The sequence below is a fragment of the Idiomarina xiamenensis 10-D-4 genome, from assembly GCF_000299895.1.
Classification (GTDB): domain Bacteria; phylum Pseudomonadota; class Gammaproteobacteria; order Enterobacterales; family Alteromonadaceae; genus Idiomarina; species Idiomarina xiamenensis.
This window is the reverse complement of the sequence record NZ_AMRG01000014.1, coordinates 39,648-57,345: the sequence shown is the minus strand read 5'-3', so window position 1 is coordinate 57,345 and position 17,698 is coordinate 39,648. Positions and strand designations below refer to the sequence as shown.

General features: G+C 51.6%; 19 protein-coding genes. 7 read left to right on the top strand and 12 right to left on the bottom strand.

Annotated features, from left to right (window positions below; all coding sequences use genetic code 11):
• Positions 1 to 157 precede the first annotated feature (157 nt).
• Positions 158 to 1,981 carry a translational GTPase TypA gene (typA, locus tag A10D4_RS10930; protein WP_008489553.1) on the top strand — a complete coding sequence of 608 codons (1,824 nt, stop codon included), beginning with the start codon at positions 158 to 160 and terminating at the stop codon, positions 1,979 to 1,981.
• A gap of 36 nt (positions 1,982 to 2,017) precedes the next feature.
• On the opposite strand, the gene A10D4_RS10925 is transcribed toward typA, so the two are convergent.
• The 3 genes from A10D4_RS10925 to A10D4_RS10915 are packed head-to-tail and all read right to left on the bottom strand — an operon-like array spanning position 2,018 to position 4,723.
• A complete protein-coding gene (locus tag A10D4_RS10925; protein WP_008489552.1) occupies positions 2,018 to 3,775 on the bottom strand; it encodes a sensor domain-containing diguanylate cyclase in 1,758 nt (585 codons plus the stop codon).
• 9 nt (positions 3,776 to 3,784) lie between these two features.
• Entirely contained in the window at positions 3,785 to 4,441 is a 657-nt protein-coding gene (trhA, locus tag A10D4_RS10920; RefSeq protein WP_008489551.1) for a PAQR family membrane homeostasis protein TrhA, read from the bottom strand.
• Entirely contained in the window at positions 4,442 to 4,723 is a 282-nt protein-coding gene (locus A10D4_RS10915) for a DUF3081 domain-containing protein (RefSeq protein WP_008489550.1), read from the bottom strand.
• A gap of 276 nt (positions 4,724 to 4,999) precedes the next feature.
• Here A10D4_RS10915 and A10D4_RS10910 point away from each other — a divergent pair, with 276 nt between their 5' ends.
• Complete coding sequence (locus A10D4_RS10910; RefSeq protein ID WP_008489549.1) at positions 5,000 to 5,614, top strand: TetR family transcriptional regulator; 615 nt, start codon at positions 5,000 to 5,002, stop codon at positions 5,612 to 5,614.
• Positions 5,615 to 5,659: 45 nt separating this feature from the next.
• Here A10D4_RS10910 and A10D4_RS10905 read toward each other — a convergent pair whose 3' ends face one another.
• Genes A10D4_RS10905 through A10D4_RS10895 form a run of 3 tightly spaced genes read right to left on the bottom strand, consistent with a single transcriptional unit; the run spans position 5,660 to position 7,061 of the window.
• Positions 5,660 to 6,172, bottom strand: a complete 513-nt coding sequence (locus A10D4_RS10905; RefSeq protein WP_008489548.1) for an NADPH-dependent FMN reductase — start codon at positions 6,170 to 6,172, stop codon at positions 5,660 to 5,662.
• 9 nt (positions 6,173 to 6,181) lie between these two features.
• On the bottom strand, positions 6,182 to 6,823 hold the full coding sequence (locus A10D4_RS10900; RefSeq protein ID WP_008489547.1) for a DUF2959 domain-containing protein: 642 nt from the start codon (positions 6,821 to 6,823) through the stop codon (positions 6,182 to 6,184).
• A gap of 1 nt (position 6,824) precedes the next feature.
• Positions 6,825 to 7,061 (bottom strand): hypothetical protein, encoded by a 237-nt coding sequence (locus A10D4_RS10895; protein WP_008489545.1) that lies wholly within the window; start codon positions 7,059 to 7,061, stop codon positions 6,825 to 6,827.
• A gap of 164 nt (positions 7,062 to 7,225) precedes the next feature.
• On the opposite strand from A10D4_RS10895, the gene A10D4_RS10890 reads away from it, so the two are divergent.
• On the top strand, positions 7,226 to 8,104 hold the full coding sequence (locus A10D4_RS10890; RefSeq protein ID WP_051002114.1) for a virulence factor BrkB family protein: 879 nt from the start codon (positions 7,226 to 7,228) through the stop codon (positions 8,102 to 8,104).
• Positions 8,105 to 8,112: 8 nt separating this feature from the next.
• A complete protein-coding gene (gene dtd, locus A10D4_RS10885; protein ID WP_008489540.1) occupies positions 8,113 to 8,553 on the top strand; it encodes a D-aminoacyl-tRNA deacylase in 441 nt (146 codons plus the stop codon).
• Here dtd and A10D4_RS10880 read toward each other — a convergent pair.
• Positions 8,550 to 9,257 carry a fused MFS/spermidine synthase gene (locus tag A10D4_RS10880; protein ID WP_008489539.1) on the bottom strand — a complete coding sequence of 236 codons (708 nt, stop codon included), beginning with the start codon at positions 9,255 to 9,257 and terminating at the stop codon, positions 8,550 to 8,552. The two genes, dtd and A10D4_RS10880, sit on opposite strands and share 4 nt — an antisense overlap.
• Before the next feature lie 125 nt (positions 9,258 to 9,382).
• Here A10D4_RS10880 and A10D4_RS10875 point away from each other — a divergent pair, with 125 nt between their 5' ends.
• The gene (locus A10D4_RS10875; protein ID WP_008489538.1) at positions 9,383 to 10,306 is read left to right on the top strand and encodes a bifunctional GNAT family N-acetyltransferase/hotdog fold thioesterase; all 924 of its coding nucleotides are present in this window, start codon (positions 9,383 to 9,385) and stop codon (positions 10,304 to 10,306) included.
• On the top strand, positions 10,303 to 10,557 hold the full coding sequence (locus A10D4_RS10870) for a TraR/DksA C4-type zinc finger protein (RefSeq protein WP_008489537.1): 255 nt from the start codon (positions 10,303 to 10,305) through the stop codon (positions 10,555 to 10,557). Before A10D4_RS10875 ends, A10D4_RS10870 begins: the two co-directional genes overlap by 4 nt.
• A gap of 61 nt (positions 10,558 to 10,618) precedes the next feature.
• On the opposite strand, the gene hutH is transcribed toward A10D4_RS10870, so the two are convergent.
• From hutH to hutC, 3 genes are read right to left on the bottom strand one after another with little or no spacing between them, the layout of a single operon-like run.
• On the bottom strand, positions 10,619 to 12,151 hold the full coding sequence (gene hutH / locus A10D4_RS10865; RefSeq protein WP_008489536.1) for a histidine ammonia-lyase: 1,533 nt from the start codon (positions 12,149 to 12,151) through the stop codon (positions 10,619 to 10,621).
• Entirely contained in the window at positions 12,148 to 13,830 is a 1,683-nt protein-coding gene (gene hutU / locus A10D4_RS10860; RefSeq protein ID WP_008489535.1) for a urocanate hydratase, read from the bottom strand. The genes hutH and hutU overlap by 4 nt, the downstream gene beginning before the upstream one ends.
• Positions 13,831 to 13,839: 9 nt before the next feature.
• Positions 13,840 to 14,556 (bottom strand): histidine utilization repressor, encoded by a 717-nt coding sequence (gene hutC / locus A10D4_RS10855; RefSeq protein ID WP_008489534.1) that lies wholly within the window; start codon positions 14,554 to 14,556, stop codon positions 13,840 to 13,842.
• 208 nt (positions 14,557 to 14,764) lie between these two features.
• On the opposite strand from hutC, the gene hutI reads away from it, so the two are divergent.
• Positions 14,765 to 15,985: an imidazolonepropionase gene (gene hutI / locus A10D4_RS10850; protein WP_008489533.1), complete on the top strand. Its 1,221-nt coding sequence runs from the start codon at positions 14,765 to 14,767 to the stop codon at positions 15,983 to 15,985.
• Here the strand turns inward: hutI and A10D4_RS10845 are convergent.
• A complete protein-coding gene (locus A10D4_RS10845) occupies positions 15,982 to 17,040 on the bottom strand; it encodes a formimidoylglutamase (protein WP_008489532.1) in 1,059 nt (352 codons plus the stop codon). The genes hutI and A10D4_RS10845 overlap by 4 nt on opposite strands.
• Positions 17,041 to 17,043: 3 nt before the next feature.
• On the bottom strand, positions 17,044 to 17,529 hold the full coding sequence (rraA, locus tag A10D4_RS10840; protein WP_008489531.1) for a ribonuclease E activity regulator RraA: 486 nt from the start codon (positions 17,527 to 17,529) through the stop codon (positions 17,044 to 17,046).
• Positions 17,530 to 17,698 lie beyond the last annotated feature (169 nt).

Genomic DNA, 17,698 nt, shown 5'->3' with positions numbered 1-17,698 from the left:
TAAAAACTGTCGTAAAACTGTACAAGTTTTAATACCAGCGCAACGATGCTACGTGTATAATGCCGTCCCTTTCGTTCGGTGGCGTCTAAAAACTCATCTTTTTATTTCGGCCAATTCATCCTGCGGACGGTCATTCAAGTTAAGCGGAATTTAGTCAATGTCTAAAGATATCAGTAAGTTAAGAAACGTAGCCATCATCGCGCACGTTGACCATGGTAAAACCACGCTGGTCGACAAACTGCTACAGCAGTCGGGCACCTTAGAAAGCCGTGGTGAAATCGACGAGCGCATCATGGATTCTAACGATCTGGAAAAAGAGCGCGGCATCACCATTTTGGCAAAAAACACCGCCATCAATTGGCAGGACTACCACATTAACATTCTGGATACCCCAGGACACGCCGACTTCGGTGGTGAAGTTGAGCGCGTATTGTCGATGGCCGATTCGGTATTGCTGTTGGTTGATGCGGTTGATGGCCCGATGCCACAGACACGCTTTGTCACGCAAAAAGCCTTCGCGCACGGTCTTAATCCAATTCTGGTGGTTAACAAAATCGACCGCCCTGGCGCACGTCCTGATTGGGTTATCGACCAAGTTTTTGATTTGTTCGACAACTTAGGCGCAACCGACGAACAATTAGATTTCCCTATCGTTTACGCATCAGCCTTACAAGGTTGGGCGACCTTAGACGCCGAACAAACTGGCGACGATATGACGCCATTGTTCGAAACCATCGTCAATCAAGTCAGCGCGCCTGATGCCGATCCAGACGGCGAACTGCAAATGCAGATTTCACAGCTTGACTACTCAAGCTATGTAGGCGTTATTGGTATTGGTCGTGTTACTCGCGGCAGTATCAAAGTTAACCAGTCGGTTAGCATCATCGGTGCCGACGGCAAAACCCGTAATGGTAAAGTCGGTCAAATCTTCAGCTATTTAGGCCTTGAGCGCTTCGAAACCGACAGCGTTAGCGCTGGCGACATCTGCGCCATCACCGGTTTGGGTGAGCTAAAAATCTCTGACACCGTGTGTGCGGCCGGTAAAGCCGAAGCCTTGCCAGCATTGACCGTCGACGAACCCACGGTAACCATGACGTTCCAGGTCAACACCTCACCGTTCGCCGGTAAAGAAGGTAAGTTTGTGACCTCGCGCCAAATTTTGGAGCGTTTGCAACAAGAGTTGGTACACAACGTCGCGTTGCGCGTTGCCGAAACCGATAACCCTGACCGTTTCCGTGTCTCGGGTCGTGGTGAATTGCACTTGGGCGTATTGATCGAGAACATGCGTCGCGAGGGCTACGAGCTAGCGGTTTCACGTCCAGAGGTTATTTTACGTGAAGAAGACGGCGTCAAAATGGAGCCTATCGAAAACCTGACCGTTGATATTCAAGAAGAACATCAAGGTTCGGTGATGGAACAGCTCGGTTTGCGTAAAGCCGAAATGACCAACATGTCGCCTGACGGTAAAGGTCGCGTGCGTATTGACTTCCAAATCCCTAGCCGTGGTTTAATCGGCTTCCAAACCGATTTTATGACGCTAACCTCGGGTACCGGTTTGATGTATCACAGCTTCGACCATTATGGTCCGCACAAAGGTGGTCGCATCGGTCAGCGTATCAACGGCGTATTGATTTCTAACGCGCAAGGTAAAGCACTGGCGTACGCGCTGTATAATTTGCAAGAGCGCGGCAAGCTGATGGCGTCACACGGTGACGAAGTTTACGAAGGCCAAATCATCGGTGTTCATAACCGTTCTAACGACTTAACCGTTAACTGCTTGAAAGGTAAGCAATTGACTAACGTTCGTGCGGCCGGTACCGACGAAGCCTTAACGCTGTCACCGCCGATCAAGCTGACACTGGAGCAGGCGTTAGAGTTTATCGATGACGACGAACTGGTCGAAATCACGCCGAAGTCGATTCGTATCCGTAAACGCTTACTGACCGAGAACGAACGTAAGCGCGCTAGTCGTGGTGCATAACCCCGACAGATAAATTACGATAGTAAAACGGCTACCTCAGGTAGCCGTTTTTGTTTGGTCACGCCCTTGTTGCTTGGCGTCGTACAAGGCCTTATCTGAACGCGCCAGCAGATGGTCAAGACTTTCACCAACTTGCCACTGCGCAATACCAATACTCACCGTGACTTGCACATCGGTCATGCCCTGCTCGTTAAATAACTGCTCACTTAAACGTTGGTGAATACGCTCCGCTAATATTTTTGCACCAGCTTGGTCGGTATGCTCCAGCAGTAACACAAATTCCTCACCGCCGGTCCGCGCAACAATATCAATATCACGCGTCAGTTCACGTAATAGCTGAGCAAATACGGCCAAAATAGCGTCCCCGGCGGCATGTCCATAAGTGTCGTTAACCGCTTTAAAGTGGTCGATATCGATGGTCAGCAAATTAACCGCTACCGGATTGCGCTCGGCACGTTTGATGACCCGCTCGGCACGTTGAAAAAAGCGACGGCGGTTGGACAGCTTGGTCAGCGGATCAGTATTCGCTTGCAACTCCAGTTGCTCGATCAAGGTTTCACGCTCTTGTTGCACCAGCTTACGCTCGGCAATCTCGTTTTGCAGTGCTTTATTGAGTTGCTGTAATTCCTCGGTACGTAACCGCACTTTATGATCAAGCTCGCGATTTAATTGCGTCAGTTGCTCGCTTTTTGTCTGCAAGCGCATCACCATATGCTGTAAGGTCGCAGACAGGTCTCGCACTTCGGGATAATCGTCCTGCAACGGAATTTCGATATCTTTCGAGTCCTGCTGCTGTAACGCCCGCGCGGCAGCCGTCAAACGTAATAGTGGACGGCTAATGCGGCCAGCGTTTAACCATGCCAAAACAGTAATAAAAAAGGTAATTAACAGACCGATGATGAGCGCATCGCGACGAAACTGTTGTACCCCCGCTAAGGCTTCATTGACCGGTTGCCGGGCCAACACCACCCAAGGCAATCCCGGATAATCGCGATAACTGCCATGGCGCGCATAACCAACCACATAATCACGCCCATCCGGCCAACTTTCGATGACATAACCGCTGCGCGTTACACTGGCTAAGTCAGTACTGGGCGTGTTCAATGATTTACCGATTAATAGCGGCGGCCCACCAATCACTTGATTTTTAGCCGACACCAACACCAGATCTTGCGGTTGTAACAACCACTGGCCGGTGGTTAACGACTCGGCTAATTCGTCTACCCAGCGCCAATTTAAGTGTGCCGCCACAACCCCCACCACCCGCTGACTATCGGCATCACGAACCGGCGCCGAGATGTCGACAAAGCGCAGCGACTGACCGCTTGTCGGTGCTAGCAATTGTTTTAATAATTGAGCGTCATGCACGTCGCTAATATAAGGTTTTTGCAAACCTTGCTGAAACCAGGCTTGACGATCGACTCGGTTGCCCTCTAACAGGCCACCGGTGGCAGCAACAACGCGTCCCTCAATATCGGCATAACCAATCCAGGCATAGTCGCTATAAGTTTGCTGCAAACGCTGTATGGTTTCGCGCAGAACGTCATCTTGCTGATAAAGCTCGGTACGGCCAATCAGACTCGCCGCAACTTGCACGTCGCGGTAGCGTTCATACAGCCCACGCTCCAGCTTGTCCGCCATTTGCTCGGCAATGCGCTGCGTGGTTAAACCGACCTGACGACGTAATTGCTCACTGGCGCTATCGACTAACCACCAACCGATGGACGCCACTAAAACAACGGCGAGCCCCGCGAACGAGGCAAAAAAACGCAGCTTTAGATTTATCGATAACACAGGTTTCGCCTATAACAAGTCGGGCTGTGGTAACACGTAATAGAAGATGGAAAAGAAATGTAAGATACTGCCCGCGAGGACAAACAAATGCCAAATGGCATGATGGTAAGGCAACGATTTCCAGACATAGAACACCACGCCCAAGGTGTAGGCTAGGCCACCCGCCAGCAGCAGCCACAAGCCACCGCTATCGACGTTATCCAGCATCGGCTTAATGACCACCAAAGCCAACCATCCCAAGCCCAAATAAAGGCTCAAACTTAATACTTTCTTGCGGTCTTTGATGGCGAGTTCTAAGATCACACCGGTGATGGCAATCCCCCATACCGTGCCCAGCAAAGCCCACCCCCATGCGCCGCGCAAATTGATCAGGGCAAACGGGGTATAAGTACCGGCAATCAAGATAAAGATAGCGGCGTGATCCATCTGTTGAAAGAAGTGCTTGATACGCGGCCATGGAAAAGCGTGATAAAGCGTCGAGGCGGTATACAACAGAATCAAACTAGCGCCATAAATAGCTGCCGCTACGACGTGCCATGCGTCACCATAAGCCACCGACCAGACCAACATAACCACTAGACCGGCAATGCTTAAAGCCGCACCAACACCATGTGTTAATGCGTGCGCGACTTCCTCCATGACGGTGTACGCCGTACGCTTTGTCATCTATTTTCGCTCCAGACCCGGGGTCTCATAGTCTTTACTAATTTGTTTTAGTTTGCGAATAAAGGTATCAAATTCGCGTTCACTGTCGTAATCAAGCCGATATTTGTTATGGAATTCCAATGTCATCTTCACATTGTGTCCCTCTAAAAACACCGTATAGCCGTCATGGTCGGTGTAGGCTTGAATACCATCTAACTCATGTCGTCCCTGTTTGGCTTCGCCATGACGATGAATCTTCTCGTAAGCATCCAACACTAGCCGCTGATCGATTTCATTCTTCATACTGCCCTCCTAGCGATTTTACATCGGCCACCGAGTGGCCCAGCTAACATCTTGATTATACAGTTTAGTCTGTTCCGTTGATTAGCGACAATCCGATAAAATCGATACCTTATTGGCCGCCATCCATCCACCAATTGCACACAGCTGCCAAGCAATGTAAAGCACAATTATACATACAGCAGTGCATGTTTATAAAATATCCCGTATAATAACCCTATAGACAGTAAGCCAACGAGCAAAGTTGCAGCTTTGTTTGGGCTAATAGGAGTTTATCACTTGGTACGTAGAACCAAAGAAGACGCATTAGAAACGCGGTCAGAACTACTCGATGCCGCCGAGCGTTTATTCAGTGAAAAAGGCGTCACCAATACGTCGATGATGCAGGTTGCCGAAGCCGCCGGCGTTACCCGTGGTGCCATTTATCACCACTTTAAAAACAAACTGGACTTAATTGAATCATTAATGGAGCGGGTGCGCTTGCCGGTTGACGAAATGCGCGGCTGCGGCGAACAGGTAGACGATAACCCGTTACATGAAATTGTTTGCCGCAGTAAACAGTTTATCCATCAGGTCGAAAACGATCCAAACACGCAAGCGTTAGTCAGTATTTTGTTTCACAAGTGCGAATACATCGACGACGTACTGCCGATTAAAGTGCATCACTTACGCGGCCGTAACGAATGTATCGAAGAGGTACAGCAATTATTTGTCAAGGCCATTAAACAAGGTCGTTTACCCGACAGCGTCGATCCACGTAGTGCGGTTTTAGGCTTATTCGGACTCATCGATGGCTTAATGTATAACTGGCTGCTAGATCCCAGCTTTTTTTCACTCACCGGCGAAGCGAATATTGCCATTAAGCGCTATTTAACTGGTCTAGAGCAGGGCTAACCACGGCATGCAGGGGCCGGCGTTTGCCGACCCCGCTGTTAAGTATTAATCGCCTTGCTTTAAAAACTTCTGTAAGTAGTCGTCATCCATCGCCGCGATGGTTTCATCATTGGCGTTTTTGCAGCTTGCCATCAACGGCGCAATCCACGCCAGCACATTGGTTAAAATATCGCGCAAGTGACTTAAGCCGCGCATCCCACCCAGTGCCCCGGGCGAGGCCGCACCTAACAGCACCGTTTTACCCGCCCAAACACTGCCATCAACACGTGAACTCCAATCAATCGCGTTCTTTAATAGCGGCGGCACCGAGGCGTTATACTCGGGGCTAATGACCACCACTTTACTGGCGCCAGCTACCGCCTCAGCAAACCGCTGCATCGACGGAGGCACACCTTTTTCTTGTTCTAGGTCACCGTGATACAAGGGCGCATCTAATTCACTCGGTTCATATAAGCGATATGCGATGCCCAGTTGTTCCGCTACCTCGGCGATGCGGTGTTGTAACTTACGGTTGACTGAATCCTGACGGGCACTACCTGCAATAATCAATATGCTCATGCAAAGCTCCTACTGAGCGCGACGAATTTGGTCGATAAACTGTTGCGAGTCACTGATGGCTTTTTCCATATTGGCCATCAACGCATCAACATCGGCACGTAACTGCTGATACTCACCACGAATCGCATCGACCGCCGCAGCGTTTAAATTATGTTTTAAATACAATACGTTATCTTGTAACCGATCCAGCACTGGTTGCATCGTATCAGCCGCCCGCTGCATGGTCTGCAGCATCGAGGCGTAACGACGTTCAGTCTCACGTAAGCGGCGCTCGCTGTCACGTCTTAAATTATCGTTGCTGTACTCGCCTAACTCGTCATTCCATTCGTCAAACAAATCCTGTGCCACATCATCAATCGCGGCGATGCGGTCACGCACATCTTGTGCTGCGGCTTTGCTATCCTGATAGTCTTCATTTAGTGCATTATAACGCGCTTCCAGCTCGCCACCGTCAAAATCGAGTAACTCATCTAAGCGTTCCAACGCCGAACGAAACTGCTCTTGGGCCTCGGTTTGCGATTCGCGCGCGGCATCGACACGGTCGACTAAAATATCGCGCTTTTCAAAACCAAACTTCTCCATGGTGCTGTAATAGGCGCTCGAGCACGCCGTTAATGCACAGGCAAGTAACGCCATAGCCATTAATCGCATATTAATCTCCGCGTAAATGTTTAATGATGCGCTTGTCACGCTGATCTTGATGATAACTATGCACCGCAAATAATGCGTGAATGATGCAAATCAAATACAAGCCACCCAAACCACCTAGCGTAAAAATGGCTAAAATCAGCACGATGGCACACAAGATCAGGTTAAAAATTGCCTGAAATACCTTGCCGGTCGAAAGAATGGCAAGCGGCGGTAATAAAATTGCGAATAAATATCTCATCTGTCGAATTCCTTATCGGCAACGCTAGCTGAACAGCTATTTTATACGTTATGACCGAGCTCTTAAGATCAAAAGCTTAGATCTAAACGTCGCGCAAAAAGCTATGTATACTTAACGCTTAGGCTATTTAGGTAGACCGATAAGGACGTCGTATGTTCGATCGTATGCTCGATAACAATTGGCGACAGCTCGCCACCACTTCGTTGCAGTTTGGCAAGTACTTTGCCAAGCGCTGCCTGCAAGACCGCATTAATATTACCGCCGGTCATTTGGCTTATGTATCGATGCTTAGCTTGGTGCCTTTATTAGCGGTGGTTTTTGCCATTTTTGCGGCGTTCCCAATGTTCACCGACTTACGCGAGCAAATCGAGGGCTTACTATTTTCCAACCTGTTACCCACGTCGGGCGAAGTGATTCAAGAACATATCAATAACTTTGTCAGTAACGCCTCGCAAATGACCACCGTGGGCGTGATATTCTTGTTCGTTGTTGCGATTATGCTGGTATCTGCCATCGATAATGCCTTAAATCGGATTTGGCGTAACTACAAGCCAAGGCGCCTAACGGTGTCGATCGCTATTTATTGGATGGTGTTGACCTTGGGTCCAATTCTCATCGGTGGTGGTCTAGCCATTACCTCTTATATTTTGTCGTTAACGCGTTTTACCGACGATTATATTAGCGGTAGTCATACCGTACTACTGAGCTTGGTGCCCTTTGCGCTATCGGTGCTTACCTTCTTATTGCTGTATATGATGATCCCCAATCGGGTAGTTAAAGCACGCTTTGCCATTTGGGGTGCGTTGCTGGCAGCAAGCTTATTTGAGCTTTGTAAATCGCTATTTTCGCTCTACTTGGCTAACTTCCCCTCCTATCAAGCGATTTACGGTGCGTTAGCGACCATTCCGATTTTAATTGTCTGGATTTACTTATCTTGGAACGTGGTGTTACTCGGCGCCGAACTGACCGTCAGCTTAGAAGAGTTTACGCAACGTCAGCATAGCCGCTTACCACAACCCGATAACAGCACGGAATCATCTTAAGGATCTACATGAAAGCGTTACTACAGCGCGTTAGCCGCGCCAGTGTGCATGTCGCTGACCAACAAATTGCCGCCATTGAGCATGGCTTACTGATTTTACTCGGCGTCAGTCAAACCGATACTGAGGCTAGCAGTGCGCGGCTGGCAAAACGCGTCGCCAGTTACCGTTTATTTGCCGACGACGACGATAAAATGAATCTCGACGTCAGCGAGGTTGGCGGTAAAGTTATTGTGGTATCTCAGTTTACCCTAGCCGCGGACACACGTAGTGGTCGGCGACCAAGCTTTTCCAGTGCCGCAGCACCAGCGCAGGCCGAGCCTTTGTACCAGCATTTTTGTCAACAACTGCGACAGCAGGGCGTCGATGTGCAACAGGGCCAATTTGGCGCCGATATGCAGGTGGCGTTGGTCAATGATGGTCCGGTGACTTTTAGCTTAGAAGTCGATTAATGTTCATTATCGTCGACAAACGGCGCTAATGCTGAGGCTTCGGCACTGACCAATAACTGGCAGTTACGGTAACCGGGATTGCGCTTGCACAGCCAGTGCCAGCTACTGGGTAATAGCTTAAGCAAACGCTGGCTAGTGTCATCAGCGCTAGCAGTAGTTTCAATCAGGTTAAAGGCCAGCACACCGCCGACGCATAAGCGCTGAACAATGGCGTTGGTAAATTGGGGTAATAAAAGCCAGGCTGGCACCTCGGCCGCGGTAAACACATCGACATGAATAAAGTCATAACGTTGCTGCACAGGTTGCAGTAACCAAACCGCGGCATCGGTTTGCATAACGGTCAGTTGTTGCGGACAAGCAAAGTAATCTAATGCCGCTATAATTTGTGATTCGTTCTCGATACTCAACCACTTTAGCTGCGCCTGATGATGGCAGCCGTAGCGCGCCAGACTGGCGCCGCCAAGCCCCAGCTCAAGCACTTGCGCGGTCGCGCCTAATTGCCGTAAAAAGCGTTGGTAAAGCTGTTGATGAGGAAACAATAAACGTTGCGGATGGTGTCGGTCGAGTATGCTCTGCAGGGCACCATCCATGAGTAAAAAGCGATAGTCTTGATTTTCCAGTACGACTGCTCTAGCGTCTGGAGATTGTGTCAGTGGCAGCGCATAGGCGCGTGCGAGTTCGGTAAGCAGTTGCTGTTCGGTCATCAGGTCGTGCTATGGTAAAGGTTATTAAGATAGCGGCAAAAGGCTGCATCAGCTTAGCATGACGTTACCCACTGTGCTATCTAACCCGGCCTCGTTAGCCTGTCCGCAAACAAATAAAGGTCCCTATGTATCAAGTCATTACACCCAAAACAGACGCCGAGTTAGCAGCTTATTTTCATCTGCGCTGGCGGGTATTGCGTGAACCCTTCCAGCGACCGCTAGGCTCTGAGCAGGATGAGTACGATCAAGTCAGCGAACATCGCATGGTGGTGAATGATGCTGGCGACGCCATCGCCATTGGCCGCTTACATTTTAATAGTCCAGAAGAAGGACAAATTCGCTATATGGCAAGCGCCCCAGAATATCGTGGCGAGGGTCACGGTATCGCTATTATTTATGCGCTGGAACAAGAAGCACGGCGGCAGGGTGCACAGCATATCGTGATTAATTCGCGTGATAACACCTTGGGCTTTTATCAAAAGTGTGGGTACGAACTGGCCGAAGAGGGTGATACCGTTAAAAACCCGATGGCCGAACATCAATTGCGGAAAACGCTGACCGATATTAACCGTATTATTTATCGACCCAATTGGTGCGCCGAACTGCAAGCCACTTGGCAAGACGATATTCCGATTTCTGATGCCATGGGCATTCGCATTCATCAATATACCGGCCGTACTTTTGAGGCGCGCGCGCAATTAAACCGCAACATCAATGTACACGGCACCATGTTCGCGGGCAGCATTTATTCGTTGGCGACATTGACCTGCTGGGGGCTCTTGCATTTACAATTACGCGAGCGCCAATTGCCCGGTAGCATTGTCTTGGCCGACGCCAGCATGCAGTACCAACGTCCAGTTACCGATGAACCTCGTGCCGTTGCGCAATTAAGCGATGTCACCGGTGATTTATCGGCGCTACAACAACAACGCAACGCGCGTTTGACCATGAAAGCTCAGGTGTACAGTAACGATAAAGCCGTCGCCGAGTTTACTGGTCGTTTCGCGGTATTAGCCCCACGCAGCAAGAAGGACCCCGAATCATCATGAGTAGTTCACTGTCTGCGCAACAGTTAGCGCGGTTTCGGCAAAAGCTGGAAAGCCATATGGCAACAGCGGAAGCCGCCGGTGATAAACAGCAACAGCAACAGCTTCAGGCGGCGATGACGCGTCTGCGCGCCGGCGAATATGGTTGTTGCTTAAGCTGTGGAGAAGAAATTTCTGCGGCCAAATTAGCGCATAGCCCCGCCGCCGAACTCTGTAACGACTGCCAGTCGCTGGCCGACGATAGCGACGGTTAGCCCAGCAACATGCGTAGCACGATAGCGCCTTAAGCGACTATCGTGCCCAAGTGCACTATCGCTATTGACTCAACAGCTCAATATCGTTCATAACCGGGGCAAAAGCAGCCCCTTTGATCAATTGGCTGACTGCGGCAATATCCGGCGAAAAGTAGCGATCTTGATCATAAAACGCCACTTTCTCACGAATAATGCTCATGCTCTGCTCGACTCGTGGCGACGACTGCAACGGCCGTCTAAAGTCGATGCCTTGTGCCGCTTCCAACATCTCAATAGCGATAATATCGGCGACGTTATTGGCCATTTCGGTCAAACGGCGGGCGGCAAAGGTAGCCATCGACACATGATCTTCTTGGTTAGCCGAGGTCGGTAAGCTATCCACCGACGCCGGATGCGCCAGACTCTTGTTTTCCGACGCCAACGCCGCAGCGGTCACCTGCGCCAGCATAAAGCCCGAGTTCACCCCACCATCGTTAACCAAAAACGGCGGCAAACCACTTAAATGACTATCGATTAACAACGCCGAACGACGCTCAGATAAAGCGCCAATTTCGCTGACCGCAATAGCCAGGTTATCGGCCACCATCGCCACCGGTTCGGCGTGAAAGTTACCACCCGATAGAATGTCGTTGTGCTCGCTGAAGACTAATGGGTTGTCGGTAACACCGTTAGCTTCACGTACCAAAATAGTCGCCGCATGAGCGATTTGGTCAAATACCGCGCCCATGACCTGCGGCTGGCAACGCAACGAGTAAGGGTCCTGCACTTTTTCGCAGTTTTCATGCGAGTCGCCCAGTTCAGAGCGGTCGCCCAACAGCTCGCGTAAGGCCGCCGCAACCACGGTTTGCCCATGCTGCCCGCGAATGGCATGAATGCGTTGGTCAAACGGCACGCGCGAACCCAGTGCCGCTTCCACCGACATAGCGCCAGCGATCAGTCCCGCCGCGAATACCCGTTCGATGGCAAACAAACCGTGTAGCGCTAACGCCGTCGACGCCTGCGTCCCATTGAGCAGCGCCAAGCCTTCTTTTGGCGCCAGCGATAACGGCTCTAGGCCAGCGATGGCTAGACCTTCAGCGGCTTCCATGATTTGTCCTTGATGACGCACCTGCCCTTCGCCTAACAGCGGTAGTACCAAATGCGCCAACGGTGCCAAGTCGCCGGAAGCACCGACCGAACCTTTGGCCGGTACACAGGGATAAACTTGGTGATTTAACAGCGCTTGCAAGGCTTCTACCACCTGCAACCGTACACCGGAAAATCCTCGCGCCAACGAATTGATTTTTAGCAGTAGCATTAACCGCACCACCGCATCGTCCATTAACTCACCGGTACCAGCGGCATGCGACAACACGATACGACGTTGCAAGTCAGTCAGTTTTTCACGTGGAATGCGGGTGTTTGCCAGCAAACCAAAACCGGTGTTAATGCCATACACCACACGGCCTTCATCTAACACTCGCGCCACCGTCGCAGCGGCGGCTTCGACGTTCGCTTTGCTAGCTTCATCAAGCTGCAATTGGTGGGCTTGTTGCCAGTGACGTAGATCGTCTAAATCCAATTGTCCCGGCTGCAAAATAAAATGCTCGCTCATGCCTCATCTCCTTCTAACATCGGCAGATCCAGCTGCTGCGCTTTAGCGCAACGTTTGGCAATATCGTAACCAGCATCGGCATGACGCATCACACCGCTACCCGGATCGTTCCACAACACCCGCGCCAAGCGCTTATCGGCGGCCTCGCTGCCGTCGGCAACAATGACCACACCGGCATGCTGCGAATAACCCATACCCACGCCACCGCCATGATGCAGACTCACCCAAGTAGCCCCGCCAGCGGTATTCAACAAGGCGTTCAATAACGGCCAATCGGAAACCGCATCAGAACCATCTAGCATGCTTTCGGTTTCGCGGTTAGGGCTGGCAACCGAACCGGAATCCAAATGATCGCGGCCAATCACCACCGGCGCTTTCAGTTCGCCGTTTTTCACCATGTCGTTGAAGGCACGGGCAATGCGCGCCCGATCTTTCAGGCCGATCCAGCAAATGCGGGCAGGCAGACCTTGAAAACTAATGCGCTCGCGGGCCATGTCCAACCAATTGTGTAAGTGCTTATCGTCGGGAATCAGCTCTTTGACTTTGGCGTCGGTTTTATAAATATCCTCAGGGTCTCCGGATAGCGCTACCCAACGGAACGGACCCACTCCCTCGCAAAATAGCGGGCGAATATAAGCCGGCACAAAGCCAGGGAAATCAAACGCGTTATCGACCCCGACGTCTTGCGCCATCTGGCGAATATTATTGCCATAATCAAACACTTTGGCGCCGCGCTGCTGCATGGTTAACATTGCCTGCACCTGCTGTGCCATCGACTGTTTAGCCGCACTAACGGTCGCCTCGGCATTGCGCTCACGCTCACTGGCATAGCGCGCCAAGTCCCAACCCACCGGTAAATAACCGTGTAGCGGGTCGTGCGCCGAGGTTTGGTCGGTGACCACGTCGGGGGTAATATCGCGCTTAATCAATTCGGCATAAACCTCAGCGGCGTTGGCTAATAAGCCTACCGACACCGGCTGCCCTTGCTGCTCGGCCTCGGCCAGCATGGCTAATGCCTCGTCTAAGTTGGCCGCCTTTTTATCTAAATAACGGGTGCGCAAACGAAAATCGATACGTGATTCATCCACATCAACCGCTAGCATGGAAAAGCCAGCCATGGTCGCCGCCAGCGGCTGCGCGCCACCCATGCCACCAAGACCACCAGTAAGTACCCACTTACCACTCGCGTCGCCGTTAAAGTGTTGCTTGGCAACGGCACCAAAGGTTTCATAGGTGCCTTGTACAATGCCCTGCGAACCGATGTAAATCCACGACCCGGCAGTCATTTGCCCGTACATCATCAAACCGGCTTTATCGAGTTCGTTAAAGTGTTCCCAGTTGGCCCATTTAGGCACCAAATTGGAGTTAGCAATCAATACCCGCGGGGCGTCTTCGTGGGTCGGAAATACCCCCACCGGTTTACCCGACTGGATCAACAACGATTGGTCCGGCTGCAACCGCTCTAAGGTTTCGATGATCTTGTCATAACAAGCCCAGTTGCGTGCCGCGCGACCAATACCGCCGTACACCACCAAGGCTTGTGGATGTTCCGCCACTTCCTCATCTAAGTTATTCATTAACATCCGCTTGGCCGCTTCTACTTGCCAGTTGCAAGTCGTCAGCTGGCTACCTCGTGGGGCGCGGATCTGGCGTGATTTGTCTAAACGAGCATCAGACATAGGGTCTCCTTATACGGCTGTTGTTGGCGAACTAAAGGTTAAATGTCCGCCTAAACGAAAGCGTGAACCGGGGTGCGTCAGCGTGGCAAATGTCACTACGCCTTCGCCACACCAGGTGCGTCGAATAATACGTAAACAGGGTTCGGGTTTTTCTAGCTGTAACCATTGGCACACCGCTTGTTGCGGCGCTATCGCTTCGATTTGATGGCTCGCGGCGGTCAACGGTTGCACCGCACACAAATATTCATGCGGCGTGATCTGGGTGTAATCTTGGCGCAAATAGTCGGGCACCAAACGCGGATTGACGTAACGCTCTTCGGCCTGCACCGCCAGCGAATTTTCGTAATGCACCACCAACGAATGAAACACGCTGTCGCCCGCAATTAATTCAAGCGGCTCAGCCACCAGACCGGTCGCCGGCTCTTCACGTAAGACATGCACGCGCGCCTGATACTGGTGACCACGACTACGGATCTCATCGGCGATATTGCGGATCGCCATAAACGACGTTTGCGATTTAATCGGAGCCACGAAAGTGCCTGAGCCTTGGCTGCGGATCACCAAGCCTTCGTCGGTTAACTCTTGCAGCGCGCGACGTGCAGTCATACGACTGACACTGAATTGTTGCGCTAAGGCGTTTTCAGAACTAACCGGATGATTTTCCGGCCACTCTCCCGAGGCAATCTTTTTGTAAATGTGTTGTTTGATTTGCGCAAACTTAGCCATAAAATTGCCCGCATAATTAGTGTTAATTTTATGATTTTTATAAAATTAACGGATGTTTAGCGATAGTCTTTGAGGCTTCAATTCGATTCTCAATCGCTATTGTATATACAAGCATAACCGAGGATTGTTAGACTGTACACCAGTAACCCACGGCGACTATGCTGAGTTGCTGTAAACCCATTCATGCAAGCTGACGAGGCCAACCACCATGTCGAACACCACACCAACCTTCGCCACCCGTATTGAAAATGTGCACTTAGCGACCATGCGTAACGAAGGCTACGGCAGCGTCGAGAACGCTGTGGTGTTAATCGACGCGGACGGCGTCATTGGCTACGCCGGAGCTAGCCAGCAAGCGCCCACACATCAAGCGGAGCAGGTTATTGATGGCGCACAGGGCTGGCTAACGCCGGGCTTGATCGACTGCCATACCCACTTAGTTTGGGCCGGTTCACGCGCAAATGAATTTGCGCAACGCTTGCATGGCGTCAGCTATCAGCAAATCGCCGAACAGGGGGGTGGCATTAACGCCACCGTACAAGCCACTCGCGCCGCCACTCGCGAACAATTACTAACGTTAGCGCGTCAGCGCGCTCAAGCCTTGATGGCCGAGGGTGTCACCACTATCGAAATCAAATCCGGGTACGGTTTAGATTTAGCGAATGAGCGCAAACAACTGCAAGTGGCACGACAGTTGGGCGAAGAGCTAGCGTTGACGGTAACAACCACCTTGCTTGCCGCCCATGCGCTACCACAAGAGTATCAGCACGATGCCGATGCCTATATTGAGTTAATTTGCGACACCATCATACCCACGTTAAACGACGAGGGGCTGGTGGATGCGGTCGATGCATTCTGCGAGTCTATCGGCTTTGATTTAGCACAAACCGAGCGAGTTTTTGCGGCGGCGGCGGCGCACCAGCTACCGATCAAGTTGCATGCCGAACAAATCACCAACATGCGCGGTGCCGAGCTAGCGGCCAAACATCGGGCGCTGTCGGCCGACCATTTGGAGCAACTGGACGAGAGTGGTGTCAAAGCCATGGCTGCCAGCGGTACGGTTGCGGTGTTGCTACCCGGTGCTTTTTATTTTCTACGCGACACTCAACAGCCACCGATCGCGTTGTTACGACAACATGGCGTGCCAATCGCATTAGCCACCGATGCCAACCCCGGCTCGTCACCCATTCATAGCTTGTTATTGATGTTGCAGATGGCTGCTACGCTGTTTCGTTTAACACCCGAGGAGTGCTTACGCGGGGTCACCTGCCATGCGGCGCAAGCGCTGGGCTTTAGCGATCGCGGTGAAATCGCCGCCGGTAAACGCGCCGATTTAGTGCTGTGGGACATTCAAGATCCGGCCGAACTGACCTATCAATATGGGGTCAACCCACTACGCCGAGTTTGGGTAGCGGGTCAACAACGTTAAGCGCGGCGGTTACGGCCGCGTAAATAGGCGATAATCAACTCACTCAACAACTGACCGACCGCGCGCTGGCCCTCGGCCAATCCGGCCGGGTGCAGACCCGGCGCAGCTTCGGCCAAGTGCAAATAGCGACTGTGGCTCAACTCGGCCAATTGCGACACATAGCGATAGGCTTGCGCCACGGTCACACCGACATGGTTGATGGCGCTAGCAGGAGCATGCTGAATAGCATCGACATCGACCTCAATGGCCAGCGGTAACTGCCAACTCTCGGCCTTAGCAGCAACATCGGTTAAGGCCTCGGTAAAGGTCATATCATACAAACGGTGAATACTGTGATAACGCATCTGGGCATCAGCAAGTTGCTTTAAACTCAACGCCGAGTTTTTACCCTCATGCAAGCCCATCACATGATACTGCTGCAACGCGCCTTCGACATACGCATAACTGAAACCATTGCCGCTGTGGCGTCCTTCGCGTGGCCTAAAATCGGCGTGCGGATCAAGGTTAACAGCACCACAAGGGCTAGCGCTGGCCTGCGCCAAACTACGTAATAAGGGTAACGCGTTATTATGCCCGCCACCGACCGCTATGACGTCAAAACCGGCGGCAAATAACGGCGTGACGATTTGCGTCACGCGCTGGTCGAGCATTTCACAAAGCTCGCGCACACGTTGCAGTTGATGCGCTTGTTTAACGTCCAGCGAGTCGGCTTGCTGCTGTAAATCATCGCAGTCGACACTGCCAACCAACAGCAGCTCGTTGGCACCAATATGCGGTGTCGCTTGTAGATTGAGTAAAGCGGGTAACAGCGCCGACCAAGCTAACTCGGCGCCCGGACGTCCTAAATTACCTTTAACGCCGATGCTTTCCGGAATACCAATCAGGGCAACTCGTTGACCGGCCTGATAAGCCGCTTGTAGGGCATCAGCGTAGCTCTCGCCATCACGCAACGCCTCAGCACTCAACGTCGCCACCGCTTGGCCCAAGCGGGTTTCTTGCGGACGCGGTTGTAACCAACGCTGTGGATCAACCGCTTGCAGGTAATGCACTGCCATCAATTATTCGATATCAAGCGGTTCAGCTGACAGCACAATACCGGTGCTATCGGCATAGACATGATCTTCGGGTAAAAAGGTAACACCGGCAAAGTTAACCGCAATGTCAGCCTCGCCCACACCCGCGTTATCAGCACCGACCGGAATCGCCGCTAACGCCATGATGCCTAGGTCAAGCTCATCCAAGGCGTCGACGTCACGTACGGCGCCATAACAAATGATGCCTTCCCAGTCGTTATCTAAGGCTTGCTCAGCAATGCCAATGTCGATCAACGCGCGACGACTAGAGCCGCCACCGTCGATCAACAGGACTTTACCCGTGCCGGCTTGCTGCACCAGCTCTTCGATCAGGCCTTTATCTTCAAAGCACTTAATAGTGACCAACTGGCCGCCGAACGACGAGCGACCGCCGTAGTGAACGAACATCGGTTCCACCACATCAACCATATCGGGATATAAGTCACAAAGTTCAGAGGTATTGTATTCCATAAGTGCACATCCTAATCAGCTACCAGCCGCTAAAGAGCTTAACAGAGTTTGGTAGTATAACCCTTGGCTAGTCAAGTCAACAGCGCAAACATCGACACAAATCAAATTAAACGTAAATGTCGCTTGAAGTTCCCCGCAAAAACTCGTTTAATCGAAGCAGTTCTGCTCA

Coding starts and splice junctions, on each gene's coding strand:
- dtd (WP_008489540.1), top strand. CDS start 8,113: ATGAAAGCGTTACTACAGCGCGTTAGCCGCGCCAGTGTGCATGTCGCT.
- hutC (WP_008489534.1), bottom strand. CDS start 14,556: ATGGCTAAGTTTGCGCAAATCAAACAACACATTTACAAAAAGATTGCC.
- hutH (WP_008489536.1), bottom strand. CDS start 12,151: ATGAGCGAGCATTTTATTTTGCAGCCGGGACAATTGGATTTAGACGAT.
- hutU (WP_008489535.1), bottom strand. CDS start 13,830: ATGTCTGATGCTCGTTTAGACAAATCACGCCAGATCCGCGCCCCACGA.
- A10D4_RS10895 (WP_008489545.1), bottom strand. CDS start 7,061: ATGAGATATTTATTCGCAATTTTATTACCGCCGCTTGCCATTCTTTCG.
- A10D4_RS10890 (WP_051002114.1), top strand. CDS start 7,226: ATGCTCGATAACAATTGGCGACAGCTCGCCACCACTTCGTTGCAGTTT.
- A10D4_RS10845 (WP_008489532.1), bottom strand. CDS start 17,040: ATGGCAGTGCATTACCTGCAAGCGGTTGATCCACAGCGTTGGTTACAA.
- A10D4_RS10880 (WP_008489539.1), bottom strand. CDS start 9,257: ATGACCGAACAGCAACTGCTTACCGAACTCGCACGCGCCTATGCGCTG.
- A10D4_RS10905 (WP_008489548.1), bottom strand. CDS start 6,172: ATGAGCATATTGATTATTGCAGGTAGTGCCCGTCAGGATTCAGTCAAC.
- A10D4_RS10875 (WP_008489538.1), top strand. CDS start 9,383: ATGTATCAAGTCATTACACCCAAAACAGACGCCGAGTTAGCAGCTTAT.
- A10D4_RS10870 (WP_008489537.1), top strand. CDS start 10,303: ATGAGTAGTTCACTGTCTGCGCAACAGTTAGCGCGGTTTCGGCAAAAG.
- trhA (WP_008489551.1), bottom strand. CDS start 4,441: ATGACAAAGCGTACGGCGTACACCGTCATGGAGGAAGTCGCGCACGCA.
- rraA (WP_008489531.1), bottom strand. CDS start 17,529: ATGGAATACAATACCTCTGAACTTTGTGACTTATATCCCGATATGGTT.
- typA (WP_008489553.1), top strand. CDS start 158: ATGTCTAAAGATATCAGTAAGTTAAGAAACGTAGCCATCATCGCGCAC.
- A10D4_RS10900 (WP_008489547.1), bottom strand. CDS start 6,823: ATGCGATTAATGGCTATGGCGTTACTTGCCTGTGCATTAACGGCGTGC.
- hutI (WP_008489533.1), top strand. CDS start 14,765: ATGTCGAACACCACACCAACCTTCGCCACCCGTATTGAAAATGTGCAC.
- A10D4_RS10915 (WP_008489550.1), bottom strand. CDS start 4,723: ATGAAGAATGAAATCGATCAGCGGCTAGTGTTGGATGCTTACGAGAAG.